This window comes from Klebsiella sp. KE9456 (assembly GCF_043832615.1).
Classification (GTDB): domain Bacteria; phylum Pseudomonadota; class Gammaproteobacteria; order Enterobacterales; family Enterobacteriaceae; genus Klebsiella; species Klebsiella indica.
The window spans coordinates 132,778-148,500 of the sequence record NZ_JBDYQK010000001.1; the positions used below are offsets into that span (position 1 = coordinate 132,778).

Below are 15,723 nucleotides of genomic sequence, written 5' to 3' on the forward strand. Positions count from 1 at the left end.
GTTATCACGATCGACAGTATAAAAATTTTAGCACCGGTTGATAGATAAACACCGATGCCGCGGCTTATTCTTTCACTGGTTCAGAGGCCGATACCGAGATTTCCTCGTTCGGATCTACCTCAATACGTTTAATTGGCCAGACAATAACCAGGTAGCTAAGTAAAGCGAGGAGGGCATGTGCTGATACAAATATAAGCGCCCAGGTAAAACTTCCTGTGTAATTTACTATGTAGCCAATCACAATTGGCGTTACGATCGTTGAGATATTGCTGAACGCATTGAAAATACCGCCAGCGGTGCTGATGATTTTCTTCGGCGCAACATCGGTAAGAATTACCCAACCCAGCGTTGAACAACCTTTGCCAAAATACGCGAGCGTCATCAGTGCTACCACTAAATAGATAGAATCAACGTAGTTACAGAAAAACATAGAGAATGAACAGAGCATACCGATATAGATAGGCGTTTTTCTGGAAATGGTGAGGGAAGATGTTTTCCTCATTAGGAAATCGGAGAGCGCGCCGCTGGAAAGACCGCCAACAAATGCTCCGAAAGCCGGGATCGCAACCAGAATACCGGTAGCTTTAATATCAATTCCCCGTTCCGTCATCAAATACATAGGGAACCAGGAGAGGAAGAATAACGCCAGACAGTTAAAGCAATACTGGCTGATGAAAATGCCAATAGTCTGCCTGTTGGTGATGAAGGCTTTGATGTCAGTCCACTCAACAACCTTCTGAGCTTTCTTTTCTTTCTTCTTAATATCCATATCCGGCAGGCCACCGCCTTCACGGATATAATCAAGCTCCGCCTGATTCACTTTCGGATGATGTGCCGGAGCGGGGGTAGATTTGTAAAAAAGCCAGGCAATCAGCAACTCAAGTATGCCAATAACAAAGAACAATTTCTGGAAGTTATATGCGCTGGCGAACCACGCGAAAAACGGCACAAACACGAATACCGCCATATACTGTGCCGCCCCGGCCAGACTTCCTGCTAAGCCTTTCTCTTTCAGCGGGCACCATGTGGTGATCACCCTTATAAAAGCAGGCACCCCCGGCGTTTCCAGAAACCCAATGACTCCGCGCAGGATACAGAAAGAAATCAGCACCCACACTCCGGAATAGAACGTGACAAACCCTTGTAGGATATTCACGATAGCCATCCCGACAAAGGACAGGGTAACTATTTTACGTGAGCCAAACCTGTCAAGCAGCCAGCCACCGGGAATCTGACAGGCAACGTAGACGATAGAGAAACAACTAAAAATCCAACCCAGTGTCGCCGGGGAGATATCCAGAGCATGCATTAATGGTTTGGCAATTGTTGGCAAAAGGTTTCTGTCAGCAAATAAAATTATACCGGTAATAAGCACCATCAAGATGACATAAAACCGGACATTGGTACGTTTTTCATTATTCATCTTTAATTTCGTCGTTGGTTAATTGAATATTTATTAGGGTACTGTAATTTTTTTCGCAGAACTGACGCGGATACTCTATAAATCAAGCGGCCGAATCTGGTATGTTTAACATATCTGCTTCATTACAACTACAACGTCTGACACCCCCCGTTTACATCATAAAGAAAAGTTACATGCGCTCACTCGTTAATTTTATTTACTCAGTGTAGTGCGCCATTAAAAATAAGATTATGGGAAATTAGCTTAATCGTTATTTTTAGTTTTGTGCTAATGCCCAAAGTGATATGACATTAATCCAAAAAAATAAAATAAAACTATTTAATTAAATGTATAGTGAAAAGATATTAATATTAACAATCATAATAAATTCATTGGCAACTTTTTCTCAGCGCCACTCCTAATAGAAAAATATATCGCCGAAAAAACGGATGGTTGAATGTTTATTAGAATTGTTTAAGAGTCTGTCCCATTAGAGCTATTTTATTTGTCATTTTGAATCAGGGCCGCGCTCAAAATCCTCACGTACTTAGTGTACGCTCCGGTTTTTCCGCGCTGTCCGTGTTCAAACTGCCTGCAACAATAACGTCTGGTGAGAACGGTTCTAAATGAGTAAATTCAAAAATATGTTTTAGAAAAAACTATTTATGCTGTTCCCAACAATGAGAGATATCCAATGGGCTTCGCCGGAGGGATGCCTTTGGCTGATGAAATTTGTTCCCTGCAGATATATCTCTCTTGCCGTGTGACAGTTTTTTTGTCCTGAATAGTGGACGCAAGGAATTATTAGAAGACCGGTTTTTGTCATTTACTGGCTTAGAATACCTAAGAAAATACTCTGATGCCAGAAGATAAAAATACCAGAGAATAGAATGGCCTGTTCATTATTCTATGACTTTCCCGGCATATGGGGATAATAGTGATAGCAGCTCTGCCTGAAATATTCATAGTCAATTCAGAAAATCGCGCAGATCTCCCAGCCATATTATGTTATCCGTAGCGGCCGCGCGATGGCCATAGCCGATGTCGGATACGGCATATTCCACGCAGCGCCTGTAGACAATAATAGCCAGGTAAAATGCTGAAAACCGCCACAGGATAGTCTGACTACAGCGGCAAGTCTTGTCGCGGCATCAGGCGTTGAATAGGTATAAGATCCGACAGGATCGGTTTCCGTAAATTCTGTTCCTGGCTTTCCCTGCAACTGGGTCAATGCATGTTTGCCGACCACGCCTGATCCAGGCCTTCGGCTCAACCAAACCGTCAGAAGTTGCGTGACGGTATAGTTCCAGATAAACGCCGTGCAGCATACTCCAGTCTGTACTGGTGTCAAGTCGGGATCTTTACCGATAGCAGACTGCGCTAATCCAACATGTGAAAGATCAAAATACGCAATGAATACGATCTTGTCTGTTGCCGTAAGCCACTGGTGATCCCAGAGGGGTGGGATTTTACGCCCTGCGTGAATGATAAGTTAATCGTGGTATGTTCGCAGGGACATTTTCTGGCTGGTGACAGCATGGCTAAATTGGATGCATTGCAATCGGCGACCTGGTTGATGGCTCTGGTCGGGACGCTCGCGCGTCAGCATTTTGAAGAAATGGTGACTCGTCTGCAGTGGCCGCAGGTTAGACGATTCCATATTATTTCAAGGGAAATGATTATTATCATGTCTATTATGAAACAGGCAAAACTGCTCGCGCTGCTACCACGAAGTATTATCACGCCGTGGCTTGAAAATAGCTTCTTTGCTGAGTTGAATACCTGTATCCATATCCCTCTCGACGATATTGGCTTTCTGAATAAGCGAAAGGATTATTCAGACTCAACAAATCTACTGACCAATTACATGCTGGATATGTTTAGTTGCTCTGTCTCCTGTTGATTGACATACCGCGTGTTACCCGAAGTACTATAATAATTATATGGATTGCCATAGCCAGATTGCTGATATCTAATAATCTGATTAATAATGATTTTTTATCAACAATGTCTGCATTGTCGCTGCGATGAACATAACGCCTCAGTGCAGGCAGACACATTCGGCACATACGATAATCGCTCTGACAAAGCCTGTTTTTACAGGCAATTGCGCCCGCCTTCAAGATTAAAAAAAGTTAATATAAATCTTCTTGCTGTTAATGATAATAACTCTCATTATGATGTCAGGTATCCGATTGCCCGTTCTAAATAACCATTATTAGTAAGGGAAAAAAATGAAAAACTGCAACGCAAAGTTGAAGGCTTTTTTTCGCGATGAAAGCGGGGTGACTGCCATTGAGTACGGCATCCTGGCGGCAGCGATGGCGGCGGCTATTGGCGCAATTTTTGGTGATGACGGGGTTTTCGTCAGAGCATTGAATGAGAAATTCAGAGAGATTGCCGATCAGATTACGGGATCGGGCACTTCTGGCTCAACCTCCGGCTAGACATGACTGATCTGGGACACGGCGCACAAATACTGTTTCTTTCTGGTTGTCTGTTATGGTGTTCATTTAGCGATTTACTTGAACGACGTATCCCTAACCGCGCAGTCGTGTTAATACTGCTTGGCTGGGTGGGAACCCGTATCTGGCAAGTCAGCATCGCCGGTGTGCCGATGATGATGATGCTGCGTGATTTGCCAGGCTCCGGGTTGGTTTTTATCGTGGGTTTTTTATTATTCCTCACGGGAAGACTGGGGGCCGGAGACGTCAAATTGATGGGCGTATTGTGCCTTTGGGTGGGTTACGGTCAGCAAACCGTTTTTGTCATGGTGACAGCACTGGTTGGCGGTATTTTGGCGTTAACTTTACCTCTGCTAAATATGTTTCCTGTCATATTGTCTTCAGGTATTGGTTTTATTAATGAAAAATTAAAGACACAACTCGCCATGCCGCCAGTATTAGCCCCTGAGCTTTCTCAGGGAATACCCTATGGGATCGCGATAGCTTCCGGGGCAGCCTATATTCTGATTTGGCCATATATCTAAACTATAACTCCCCGGCGATGTTTATCGGGAACATTAGAATTAAATAAAAATGAGAATAAAAAGAAACTCGACATTATTATTGTCCGGGGCATGTATCTTTGCCGCAATTGTTGCTCTGCTGGTGCGTAGTCAATTATCGGAGATAAAACCGATACCGCAACAGGTTCAGATCCCTGAACCTAAAAATGTTGTACTGGTGGCAAACAGAGACCTGAATCCCGGCGATTTTATCGATACTTCCGCGCTACGCTGGCAGGAGACAGATCTGCCTGTCTCCCGGACGTTTAATTTTATTCGTGGTAAAGATAGTGAAGTCCTTCTGTTTGGCGCCACCTTGCGTGAAAAAATTGCCGCGGGGACGCCCCTGAATAGCAATATTCTGGTACGCCCTAATGAACCGGGCTTTATTGCCGCGGTATTACACAAAGGTATGCGCGCGATTTCTATCCCCACCAACGCGGTAGCCAGTAATTCCGGCCTGGTCGCCGCGGGTGACAAAGTCGATATCATTCTTAGTCTTCGCAAAGACGATCTGATCGACTTCGCATCCTCAGACAACAACGCATCGGGGATCCCGCAACTTGCCTCCCAGACTATCGTTCGTGACCTGCGCGTCCTGGCGCTGAATAACCAGACGGATACCGATATTCGCCCTCGTCAGGATGTTGAAAATGCGCAGCCGGCAGCATCGCGTAATACCAGCAAAACCAGCAGAAGCCGGAGCGTAAGTTACCAGACCGTGACCGTCGAGGTGACACCGGAACAGGCGGAAATCCTCGCAGTGGCGAAAGAGGTGGGGATGCTGCACTTAGCCCTGCGCAGTACGGAAGATGACGCCATACCGACGCAGGCCGCCCCTCCGCGGGTCACCACCTTATCCGACAGTACCCAGATTTATAACGGAAATGGTAACGGCCATCAGGTGAAACTGTTCCGGGGCGACAAGAAAGAAACCCGAACATTCCCGTCACGATAAACCTGTCGACGCCAGAGAAAGCCTGACGTTGTGCAGATACATAAATCCCAATATGGAAGTCAGTAAATGAAAATGTATTTTGCTTTCAGACGTGACGTTTGGACAGCGGGCCGCTGCTGGCTGCTGGCTGGCGTCTGCCTGCTGGCAGGGTGGGTAATACCTGTTTCGTCGAAAAATCTGCAAGAAGTGCCGATCTCCAGTGTGGTGCATCTCACCGTCCATCAGGGACGCATGCTGCAACTCGACGCGCTGCCGGATAGCGTACTGGTGGCGGACCCGGAAATCGCCAGTTTTGAGTTACCGTCCCCCGGAAACCTGTTTGTGTATGCCAAATCGGTGGGCACCACCACGCTGTATGCCATGGATCAATACGGGGAAGTGATCACCGCCATTGGCGTAAGCGTCGAACATGATCTGAACGCGTTGAGCGCAAGGCTAAAACGTGAATTCCCGACCGCGGACATCCAGTTGGAGGCCGGTATTCCCAGCGGCGTGATCGTGCGGGGAAGCGTGGATACGCCGCAGGACGCGAAACGCGTCATTGATAGCGTACAGACGTATATCAAGGCATCGATCAGCCGCGGCGGCGCAGGGGGAGGCCAGGGCGGCGGAAATGGCGCGGCGGGAAGTAGCGAAACCTCCGCCGATGTTGTTAACCAACTGAAAATAAGAACGCCTTCGCAAATTAATATCCGGGTTCGGGTGGTTGAAGTATCGCGTAAGTTGACCCACGAGCTGGGATTTAACTGGAATGCGTCTTTGAATCACGGCAGCGGCTCTACCCTCGGCTTTGGCTCCGGCACACTGACCAGCTTCTTTGATTCCAGCACGCGGACGTTTACCGGCGCGGATGGCAGTAGTTTTCTTGGGTTTAACCGTAGCGGCTCGGATGGTTCGCTGAGCAGCCTGCTCTCGGCAATGAATGAACAGAATATGGCGACGGTACTGGCCGAACCTAATCTAACCGCCATGTCCGGTGAGACCGCCGCATTCGCCGCCGGAGGGGAAGTGCCTATCGTACTGATTACTAACAATAATGTAAGTATTGAGTATAAGTCCTACGGGGTCATTCTTCGTATGACGCCAACGCTGCTCTCCGCCAATCGCATCAGTTTACACATTGCGCCTGAAGTCAGCGAACTGACCTCCGTTGGGCAGGTGACACTTGAAAGCGGTTCCGTTATCCCGGCCCTGACGGTGCGACGGACGGATACCACCGTAGAGCTGGCGAGCGGTCAGAGCTTTGCGCTGGCGGGCATGCTACGTAGCGCGAATAGCCAGACGGTAACCGGCGTTCCGGGGTTGAGCAGTATTCCGGTGATGGGGCGCCTGTTTGAAAACGAAGCAACAAGTCATGAAGAAACTGAACTGGTGATTATCGCCACGGCTTACGTTGTGGAACCGGTTAACGCGGGTCAGTTACAGACGCCAGGGCAGGGTGTGAAAACGCTGGATGCGGTTACGCCGAGCTACGGCGCCGTGGGCTACCTCTATTGATTAAGTTGGATGACACAATGGTTATCACTCATAACGTAATGAAAACGCTGGCAATCAGTCTTCTGACAATGGCGCTTGCGGCCTGCAGCGACCGTTCAATCAATGACATACGTATGCAGCGCTTTGACCAGCCGGAACTGACCCCCGTCACCGTTAAACCCAGCGCGCAGGCGGTCAATTTAAACGCGGCGCCGGGAGGTTCCGGGCTGAGCAGCGCATCGCTCAACGCCCTCAATGAGATGCTGAACAAACAGGGGCGGTTATCAAAACAGTCGCTGACGATAACGCCTTATACCCCACGCGGCGAACAGATAGCCGCGCGGTTATCCATCGCGCTCAAAAATGCCGGGGCCGATCCGCAGAAGGTGAACGTCCAACGGCGTATGGCAATGGTCAGCGGCCAGGGGGACTTACAGGTGACTTCCCGGGCTCTGGCGATACAGACCAGTCGATGTGCGATTAACGATCCCAATATGCTGATGGTGAAACCGTTCGAGAGCGTCGGCTACCTCGGCTGCGCCAACCAGAACAATCTGGCGATGATGGTGGCGGAACCCCGGGATCTGATTCAGGCGCGCAGCCTCGCGGAAGCTGACGGCGTGGCGGCGGTTAACAGTATTGAGCGCTATCAAGGTGATGACGTGAAAGAGCTCCTCAATATCGACTTTAGCGAAGATTAATCCGGGAGAAACGATGAGTGACGTAATGGTTTCCTCTGGCACCGGCAGCGACGAGCGTCAGCCGGCATTCGCGGCCTTTGTCCATAGCGACTCTGAAGCAAGGGGGCTCAGGGATGCTCTGGCGCGCCTGAAACACCCGGATGCGCCGGTACAGCCGGGCGGCATTGCCGCAGCAAAAACCTGGTGTGAATTGAACTTACCTCCCCGAATTTTGCTGGTGGATCTGGATGGTGAAGCGTGGCCGTTGCCTGCGCTGGAAACCTTGCTGGCAATATGCGGTCCGGGCTGCCAGGTCATTGCGACGGGGGCGGTTCAGGATATTGGGTTATACCGTTCGTTGTTGCAACTGGGAGTCAGCGACTACCTGGTTAAACCCTATACGCTGGACCTGCTGTCCGCCACGTTAGCGAAATGCGCCGGGCAACAAGCGGGGCCGGAATACGCTCGCCTCGGGCGGACGGTAGCGGTAACGGGGGCCAGCGGCGGCGTTGGCGCCAGCACCGTTGCGCTGGGTCTGAGCCGTTTATTGTCGGCGGAGCGCCATCTGCCCGTCGCCTTAGTGGATTTCGACAGGCGTCATGGGGATCAGCTTTTACTGCTGGGGCAAAGTGATGATGCGGGATTAGCCGCCGTGCTGGCGAGCGACGAACTGGATACTCGTCTGTTGCAGCGCGCCATGCTGCGCGTTGATACCCGCCTGCATGTGCTGGCGCAAAAACCGACCCTGAATATCGCCGATGCCGTGGAAGTTGATGCGGTTCTCAATCTCGGCGGCGCGCTGTGCCGGATGTTCAATCAGGTGGTATGGGATTTACCTTGCGCTTTTCCCTCCGGGGCGCTCGACGTGCTGACCTATGCTGATTTGCGCATCGTGGTCACGGAACTCACCGTGCAGGATGCCCGCAATGTGCGCCGAATTCTGCATGAGATTGGTGATGAAAGTGAAGGGCAGCGCCTGTTGCTGGTTCATAACCAGAGTCATTTCCACGCGCATCCGCCGTTACCGCGTGACGAATTTGAACATATCGTCGGCCGCGCCATTGATGTCACCTTGCCCCATGCTGGCGGCGTACTGGCGAAAAGCCTGGCGATGGGCGCCCTGGATATTGCGTCCTCTCCCCCCTGGCTGCAAGGGCTGCGTCAGCTCGCCGATTTGGCCTGCGGCCAGCGTCCTGAACCTGTAAAAAAACGCTGGTTATCCAGCCTGTTACGGCGCGCCTGAGGCGGGGTATCCCGTCATGGCAGAAGGAGGAAACCGAATATGCTGAGGCGTAAAAACCAGGTGATGCGACGGGAAGAGCCTATCCGAGCGCATTCACCAATGACAGAAGCGACTGCCGCCATCGCCGCGGAACAGAAACCCGCGGAGGCGCGTCCCGTCGCTGCCGCCAGCCGCCCGCCACAATCCGACAGCCGCAATACGCAACGACGGGTCATCCGGGCTCAGCTTTATGACCAGATCGATGCCGGCAAAGCGGCCGTCATGGGGCGGGACGCTCTGCTGGCGCAGATCCAGTCGGTGATACGTAACATTTGTGACGAGCAACGTCTGCAGTTATCACGGCAGGAAGAAGAGACGCTGGCCGCGGAGATGCTGGATGAAATGACCGGTATCGGGCCAATTCAGCCGCTGTTAGCGGATGACACCGTCAACGATATTCTGGTCAATGGCGCCAACCAGGTGTTTGTCGAACGCTTCGGCAAGCTGGAGCTGTCGTCAGTCACCTTTATCGACGAAGAACATGTGTTTAATACCGCCCAGCGTATTGCAGCGGCCGTAGGACGGCGTATTGATGAAGCCAGCCCGATGGTCGATGCCCGCCTGCCGGACGGGAGCCGTGTGAACGTCATTACCTATCCGCTGGCGATTGACGGCACCACCATTTCTATCCGTAAGTTTATGCGCCGCAATTTGTCGCTGGAAGCGCTGGCCGATGCGCACTGCATGTCCCACGCGATGGCGTCGGTACTCAATAAAGCGATGCAGGCGCGGGTGAACGTCATTGTCTCCGGGGGGACTGGCGCGGGGAAAACCACTCTTCTCAATGCCCTTTCGCAAAAAATCGGCATTACCGATCGCATTATCACCATTGAAGATGCCGCTGAACTGCAATTGCAGCAGGAGCATGTCGTCCGCCTGGAGACCCGTCCGGTCAGCGCGGAAGGCACGGGGAAAGTGGATCAACGGGATCTGATGCGTAACGCGTTACGTATGCGTCCTGACCGTATCATCCTCGGCGAGGTACGCGGCGGCGAGTGTTTTGACATGCTGCAGGCGATGAATACGGGCCATGACGGGTCGTTATGTACGGTGCACGCCAACACCACCCGTGACGCCATTCAACGTCTGGAAAACATGGTGATGATGGCCAATATGCAATTGCCGCTGATGGCGATCCGCCGCCAGATCGCCAGCGCGGTACATCTGATCGTGCAGATAGAGCGCATGAGGGACGGTGTACGGCGGGTGGTGTCGATTAGCGAACTGTGCGGCATGGAGGATGAAATTATTCAGATGCAGGATCTCTTTACCTTTCAGGTCCGCGGCGTTGATGCTTCCGGCAAGTTGACTGGCGACTACATCCAGCACGTACAGCGTCCTCAGTTTTTTAGCGACAAGGCACATTTGTTCGATGCCTGATAGAGGGATGCCCTGATGAACCCGAAGCTGCTTAACTTTCTGACTATTCTGGTGTTTTTAAGCGTTCTGCTGGTGTGTCTGGCGGCGCACTACTGGAAACGCCAACGCCAGTTGCGTCAGCAACGTGAACGACGCCTGCAACTCATTCTGGATCAAAGCGAGGCAGAGGCTGTCGCGCAATCGACGGATTCGATCCTGAAAGAGACCGCCGCAACGCCGTTTCGTCAGATCCCCTGGTTAGGCACCAGGCTGGCGATTCTGTGGGATCAACTGGCATTTATCGGCTGGCGTAAGACATTACGCCAGCGGCTGGTGATTCTACTCGCCATCAGTTTCGCCATCGGGATGGCGATTGGTCAGCGCACGCCGTCGCCGCTGGCCTTCGGGATGAGTATCGCGGTGTTGTTCGCCGTGGTAATCGGCGGCGTGTTATTCCGTTCGGCGTTGCAAAAGCATCTCCGCGCTCTGCGTGAAAGCCTGCCGGATGCCATTGATGCCATTGTGCGCGCGGCGCGCGCCGGTGTTCCTGTGCCGAACACGTTCGCGCTGGTGGCTGAACACCTGAACGGCCCTCTGGCGCACGAGTTTCGGGCCATTGACCACTGGCTCAAGCTGGGGATACCGCTGCGACAGGTGATTCAGGCCTCAGCCGGGCGCGTTCCCATGGCGGAATATCGCTTCTTTGTGGTGATTCTGATCATCAACCAGGAGGCCGGAGGACGGGTGGGGGATACCCTGGAGCGCCTGGCGAAAACATTACGCGAACGCCGTGAACTGGCCCTGAAAGTTTTATCGAAAACCTCAGAGTCGCGGGCATCGGCCAAAATCGTCGCGGCGCTGTTTCCCTGCTGCCTGACCTATATGTATTTCAAATCGCCGGAGGATTTCGCGTTCCTGTTTTCCGATCCGGTGGGGACGACGGTGCTCATCTACGCCGTATGCAGCGTGGGATTGGGCATGCTGGTGACCTTTATGATGGTCCGGCGGATAGGGTAACGAGGGGGAATGATGTTACGAGATGACCCATTACTGCTCATCGCGCTATTGCTCATCGCGCTTGGCGTCGGGTTAGCCTGGCGTCAGGGAAAACAGCGGCGCGCGCGTCAGTTATCTGAGCGGCTGGCTCCGCATTTACCCCAGTCCGCGCAAAACGCCGTTGAGAAAACCGAAAACGCCATTCTGCGCGGGCAGGGTCGCGAGCTGTCGCCAGCGCTGGAAAAACTGTTGCAACCTCTGGCGGAGCAGGGGCTGCGTATGGTGGGCGCGGAACGTGACCGCAAAAAACTGCGCCGGATGCTGGATTTCGCCGGCTTTCGCCGGACAGAGGCCGTGGGCTGGCTCGTTGCCGGGAAACTCGCCTGCGGGGTGTTCAGCGCACTGGTGCTGGTGGTTGGCATGCTGCCCCCGGCAGACCGGTTGGGGCTCACGGGGTTAGCCGCCGGGCTGATGGGCTATTTCATCGGCAGCTTACTGCCGGAATGGTGGTTGAAATGGCGTGCCGCCAGCCGCGGTGAAAAACTGGCCCGTTCCGTACCCGATGCGCTGGACTTGATGGTGGTCTGCGCTGAAGCCGGGCTGCCCATTGGCCGGGTGCTGCATGTGGTCTCAAAAGAGTTGGGGCTTTCCGCCCCCGAGATGGCGGATGAACTGCGTTACACCTCGGCAGAGTTACAAATTTTGTCTGACCGCGCCGTCGCGCTACAGCATCTGGCCGAGCGTACGCGGGTGCCGGAAATCGAGAACATGGTGGCGACGCTGATTCAGGCTGAACACTATGGCACGCCATTATCGCAGGCATTGCGCACTATCGCCGATGAAAGCCGTAAGACCCTGATTTTAGGACTTGAGGAGAAAGCCGGGAAATTACCGGCGCAGCTTAGCGTGCCATTGATGGGCCTTATTTTGCCGCCGATTATCGCCATTATGGCGGCGCCTGCGTTGTTACGCGTGATTCGCATGCTATCGAACTAATGCGGTGGCTGAAAAATAAAGGATGACTGTTGAATGACTATTTCCACTTTTTCGCGTTTGTTGTTGGTGCTGCTGTGCGGCGCGGTATTGGCCGGCTGTGCGGGCAGCCATACCCTGAAAGGCTCCAAAGATGAGGGGCTAAAACTCGCGCGCCTGTTGCGCGATCAGGGGCGGCTTGAGGCGGCGGTTGACGTCTACGCCCGTCTGGACAGCAGGGGACGCCTGAGCGGTAGCGAGTTGCTGGAATACGCCAGCGTCGCGGCCCCGGTTCGTTCGCCGCAGGATACGCTTAGCCTGTACGTCCGCGCCCGTCAGCAACTGGGGGGCGATCCTCAGCAAATGCAAAAAAGCGAAGCGCTGGCCCTCTGTCTGGGGATGGGGCGCGCGCAACTGGCGATGGGGCGTATTCAGATGGCGCAACAGGATTTTCAGTGTGCGCTGACCGCCGTACCGGATAACGCGAGCGCGCTCAATGGCATGGGCGTGGTGCTGGATGCCAGCGGTCGCCACGATGACGCGCGTGTTCAGTTCAACAAGGCGTTGCGTAGCGATCCCAGCGATCTGGCGGCACTGAACAACCTGGCGTTGTCCTGGCTCAGTAGCGGGCAGGCGGATAAAGCGATTGAACTCCTGCGGACGACAGGCCACAGCGCGCCATCGACCCAACTGAATCTGGCCCTCGCGTTCCTGTATGAAAACCATGATGAGCAGGCGCGTAAGACGCTGGCGGCTATTGCCAGCCCGGATCGCATCGCGTCGTTGATGGACACGCTGGCCCGACAGGTGAGCGAGCTGAAGCAGCCGCAGATCCCGGCGCGTAGCCGTAGCCTGTTAATCGCCAGCCGCAGCCCGCTGCAACTGAGCGATGCCCCGGAATGATGAACAACGCGCTGCGCAAGCGTTGGCGCGCCAGCCGGGGCGTCGTCGCGACAGAAGTGGCATTTCTGGTCCCGGTGGTGCTGGTTGGCGTGATGATGCTGTTTGAACTGGCCCGCGTCGGGCTGGTGATTGGCGTCGGCAGGGTGGCGCTGGAGAAATCGGTGCAAAGTTTTCGCTTCGATGACCTGCCGACCGTCAGCGCATCCCGGATGGCGGAAAATCTGAAATCGCGCATGGTCGATTCGGCGTATGGCTATCTCGATGGCAGCGATCTGACGGTTAGCGTGTTGTATTTCAGTAACCTGAGCCAATTGGGCGGGTTGGCGATCGCCGCGGAAGACGGGGATGAAGAAACGGAAAATACCCGGCCCGTATGGTCGGTAACGGTGCAGATTAAAAAAGCGTTTCTGACCCCTCTCCCGGAGGTGCTGTCGCTTGGGGATACCTTCCGCTATCAGTACAAGCATGTGTTCGGCACGGAACTGACCACCGATGAGCAGGATTAAACGTTTTCTGGCGTGCTGCCGGGCGGCGGCAGCGCTGGAAACGGCGCTGATTTTTCCTTTGGTGCTGGCGGTTGGCGCGCTGTGTACGGACATCTACACCGTTGGTCTGGAGCGGGAGCATATGGAACAGCGGAGCGGGGCGATAGCCTCGGTGCTGGGATATCAAACGGAACTGACCGAAGAGGGCTTGCAGGGGCTACTGGATGCCGTGCTGCCGGAAGATCTGTCTGGCAATTATCAGATTTTAATCAGCAACGTGCGGCGAAACGGGCTGGTTTACTGGCAGCTCAGTCGGGGGAGCGCCACCGATCTGTGTGAAGACAATCAGGCCGCTGCTGGCGACGCCTGGCCCGGCGATCTGCCGGAGCGGGACGAAGAGGATGACAGCGATAACGTGTCGATGGTGGTAGTGGATATCTGCCGCGAGGGGAGTGATGTCAGCCTCGTGGGAGGGCTGTCGATTAGCGGACTCTTGCATGCATCAACGGTGAATCGCGTCGCGCATGGGCTTATTGCGCTGGATGACGCTCTGGCGCAGGAAGCCGGTCTGGATGAGGATGAATGATGATGCGCCATAAATGGCAAAGGCTGCGCCGTCTGCTGCGCGGTTTCTGGCGACAGGAACGTGGGGCAGGCACGGCATTTTATGTGCTGGGGACGATGGGGTTGCTGGTGACGGGGGCCTTTATTGTCGACGCCATGCAGACCACCGGCGATGCCGCGCAGATCAAGCGGGCGACGGATGCGGCGGCGCTGGCGGTAGGACACCAGGCGGTGGTGAGCCATTCACAAAACGGAACCTTCGATCAGACGCAGATGACGGCGCTGGCGTATGAATATGTCCGCAACAATCTGGGCATGAACAGCAAACTGGCGTCCGACCTGACCCTCGATCGCGTCAGCGTCACCAGCGGTCGCAATGATGATAATAATCGCCTTTACACCGTGACGGTCACGTTTGATACCAACCCGGATTTATTAAACGTCGCCAGGCAGGAACAACAAATCTATTCCACCGCAGAAGTGCATACCGCCTCACTGGAGGTGGCGCTGGCCCTGCCGAATACATTGCATGAAGACAGCAGCAACCTTGCCGCGTTACGCCGTATCGGGAATGAGTTTGCGTCAGACCTGATTGGCGATAGCGACAACAGCTGGCTGGCGTTAGTGCCGTATAGCCAGGCGGTTAACGTGTACGATGCCGAACATTCAGGGCGTATCCGGCAATGGGCATCCAGCGGGGCGCTGAACCCGATAGAACTCACTTCTCTGTTCCAGTCCGGCTACGGTAGCCTGGCCGACCAGCGTATCCCGGACCGTCGTTACAACCTGTTATGTATGTACCGTGGCCTGAACCTGGGAGAGAACTATTTCTGGGATGAGGCGCCTGCGAATCAGTTTCGGGTTTATTACCGGGCGGATCTGCCTGAAAACGCCATCGAGTCGTACTACATCTCCTGGATAGGGCCAAACCCGGTTTTTGGCCAGGCGGATGGTGCGCGTGACACTTTTTATATCGTGGTGGATAAGGGATGCCCCTATGCGCCGTTACTCCCGCTGAGCAATGACATGGACGCTATCGCCACCCGTCTGAACGCCATGCGTACGGGGTTTAACGTGAACTACGCCATTGCGATGGGCTGGGCGGCGATGGCGCTGGCGCCGGCGTTTCGCGGTGAGAGCGGCTGGGGTCTGGATGATGATTTGCCGAAGGATTTCGATACCGGCAACAACGAACGTTTAAAGGCTGTGGTGCTGCTGGTCAACTCCTCCGACACATTGTGGTTCGACAGCGATAGCTACAACGCTTATGTAGGCGAAACCACGGATGGTTGCCCAACCAATGGTGAGAGCTGCGATGACACTCGCGTGATCATTGAGCGATTTACCCATTTATGTTCCAGCTTCCGCGACCACGACCTGCGTTTTTTCCTCGTGGTTACGGGCAATGATGAAGCGGAAAACGAAGCGGACGGCGGCACTATCGCCAGCGCATCGGCGTTTCGCACCGTTGCGGATGCCGGGTTGTCCGGCTGTGCGGTGAAAAGCACGGACCTGACCTATTACAACGGCGAGGATTTCGTCGCCTCAGAAAGCAAGATTAGCCAGCGCTTAACCGAGATTGCCGAAGAGTTGCAGCAGGAAAGCAGTTTTGTTCGGCTCATTGAGTAATAGCAAGTGC

At 53.8% G+C, this 15,723-nt stretch carries 15 protein-coding genes; 14 read left to right on the plus strand and 1 reads right to left on the minus strand.

The features are described 5' to 3' along the window. Positions 1 to 64 precede the first annotated feature (64 nt). Positions 65 to 1,423, minus strand: coding sequence for an MFS transporter (locus ABK821_RS00630; protein WP_138360745.1), 1,359 nt, complete (start codon positions 1,421 to 1,423; stop codon positions 65 to 67). 1,384 nt (positions 1,424 to 2,807) lie between these two features. Here ABK821_RS00630 and ABK821_RS00635 point away from each other — a divergent pair. From ABK821_RS00635 to ABK821_RS00700, 14 genes are all read left to right on the plus strand, one after another. Further along, the gene (locus ABK821_RS00635; protein WP_277753110.1) at positions 2,808 to 3,305 is read left to right on the plus strand and encodes a LysR substrate-binding domain-containing protein; all 498 of its coding nucleotides are present in this window, start codon (positions 2,808 to 2,810) and stop codon (positions 3,303 to 3,305) included. Between the two features lie 331 nt (positions 3,306 to 3,636). Further along, positions 3,637 to 3,849, plus strand: coding sequence for a Flp family type IVb pilin (locus ABK821_RS00640; RefSeq protein WP_138360206.1), 213 nt, complete (start codon positions 3,637 to 3,639; stop codon positions 3,847 to 3,849). A gap of 2 nt (positions 3,850 to 3,851) precedes the next feature. Further along, positions 3,852 to 4,391 (plus strand): prepilin peptidase, encoded by a 540-nt coding sequence (locus ABK821_RS00645; protein WP_138360205.1) that lies wholly within the window; start codon positions 3,852 to 3,854, stop codon positions 4,389 to 4,391. A 49-nt stretch (positions 4,392 to 4,440) separates the two neighbouring features. After that, a complete protein-coding gene (cpaB, locus tag ABK821_RS00650) occupies positions 4,441 to 5,367 on the plus strand; it encodes a Flp pilus assembly protein CpaB (protein ID WP_343178115.1) in 927 nt (308 codons plus the stop codon). A 66-nt stretch (positions 5,368 to 5,433) separates the two neighbouring features. After that, on the plus strand, positions 5,434 to 6,864 hold the full coding sequence (locus ABK821_RS00655; RefSeq protein WP_142502627.1) for a type II and III secretion system protein family protein: 1,431 nt from the start codon (positions 5,434 to 5,436) through the stop codon (positions 6,862 to 6,864). A gap of 17 nt (positions 6,865 to 6,881) precedes the next feature. Further along, positions 6,882 to 7,544: a CpaD family pilus assembly lipoprotein gene (locus ABK821_RS00660; RefSeq protein WP_343178114.1), complete on the plus strand. Its 663-nt coding sequence runs from the start codon at positions 6,882 to 6,884 to the stop codon at positions 7,542 to 7,544. A gap of 13 nt (positions 7,545 to 7,557) precedes the next feature. Beyond that, the gene (locus ABK821_RS00665; RefSeq protein ID WP_142502625.1) at positions 7,558 to 8,766 is read left to right on the plus strand and encodes a hypothetical protein; all 1,209 of its coding nucleotides are present in this window, start codon (positions 7,558 to 7,560) and stop codon (positions 8,764 to 8,766) included. Between the two features lie 99 nt (positions 8,767 to 8,865). Further along, positions 8,866 to 10,185 (plus strand): CpaF family protein, encoded by a 1,320-nt coding sequence (locus tag ABK821_RS00670; RefSeq protein ID WP_374043485.1) that lies wholly within the window; start codon positions 8,866 to 8,868, stop codon positions 10,183 to 10,185. Between the two features lie 15 nt (positions 10,186 to 10,200). Further along, positions 10,201 to 11,181 carry a type II secretion system F family protein gene (locus ABK821_RS00675; protein WP_343178113.1) on the plus strand — a complete coding sequence of 327 codons (981 nt, stop codon included), beginning with the start codon at positions 10,201 to 10,203 and terminating at the stop codon, positions 11,179 to 11,181. A 9-nt stretch (positions 11,182 to 11,190) separates the two neighbouring features. Continuing rightward, entirely contained in the window at positions 11,191 to 12,156 is a 966-nt protein-coding gene (locus tag ABK821_RS00680) for a type II secretion system F family protein (RefSeq protein ID WP_343178112.1), read from the plus strand. Positions 12,157 to 12,189: 33 nt separating this feature from the next. Further along, positions 12,190 to 13,035, plus strand: coding sequence for a tetratricopeptide repeat protein (locus ABK821_RS00685; protein ID WP_142502621.1), 846 nt, complete (start codon positions 12,190 to 12,192; stop codon positions 13,033 to 13,035). After that, complete coding sequence (locus ABK821_RS00690; protein ID WP_260607881.1) at positions 13,032 to 13,541, plus strand: hypothetical protein; 510 nt, start codon at positions 13,032 to 13,034, stop codon at positions 13,539 to 13,541. The genes ABK821_RS00685 and ABK821_RS00690 overlap by 4 nt, the downstream gene beginning before the upstream one ends. Continuing rightward, a complete protein-coding gene (locus ABK821_RS00695) occupies positions 13,528 to 14,106 on the plus strand; it encodes a hypothetical protein (RefSeq protein WP_142502620.1) in 579 nt (192 codons plus the stop codon). Before ABK821_RS00690 ends, ABK821_RS00695 begins: the two co-directional genes overlap by 14 nt. Then, on the plus strand, positions 14,103 to 15,713 hold the full coding sequence (locus ABK821_RS00700; protein ID WP_260607880.1) for a TadE/TadG family type IV pilus assembly protein: 1,611 nt from the start codon (positions 14,103 to 14,105) through the stop codon (positions 15,711 to 15,713). Before ABK821_RS00695 ends, ABK821_RS00700 begins: the two co-directional genes overlap by 4 nt. The last annotated feature ends 10 nt before the right edge of the window (positions 15,714 to 15,723 follow it).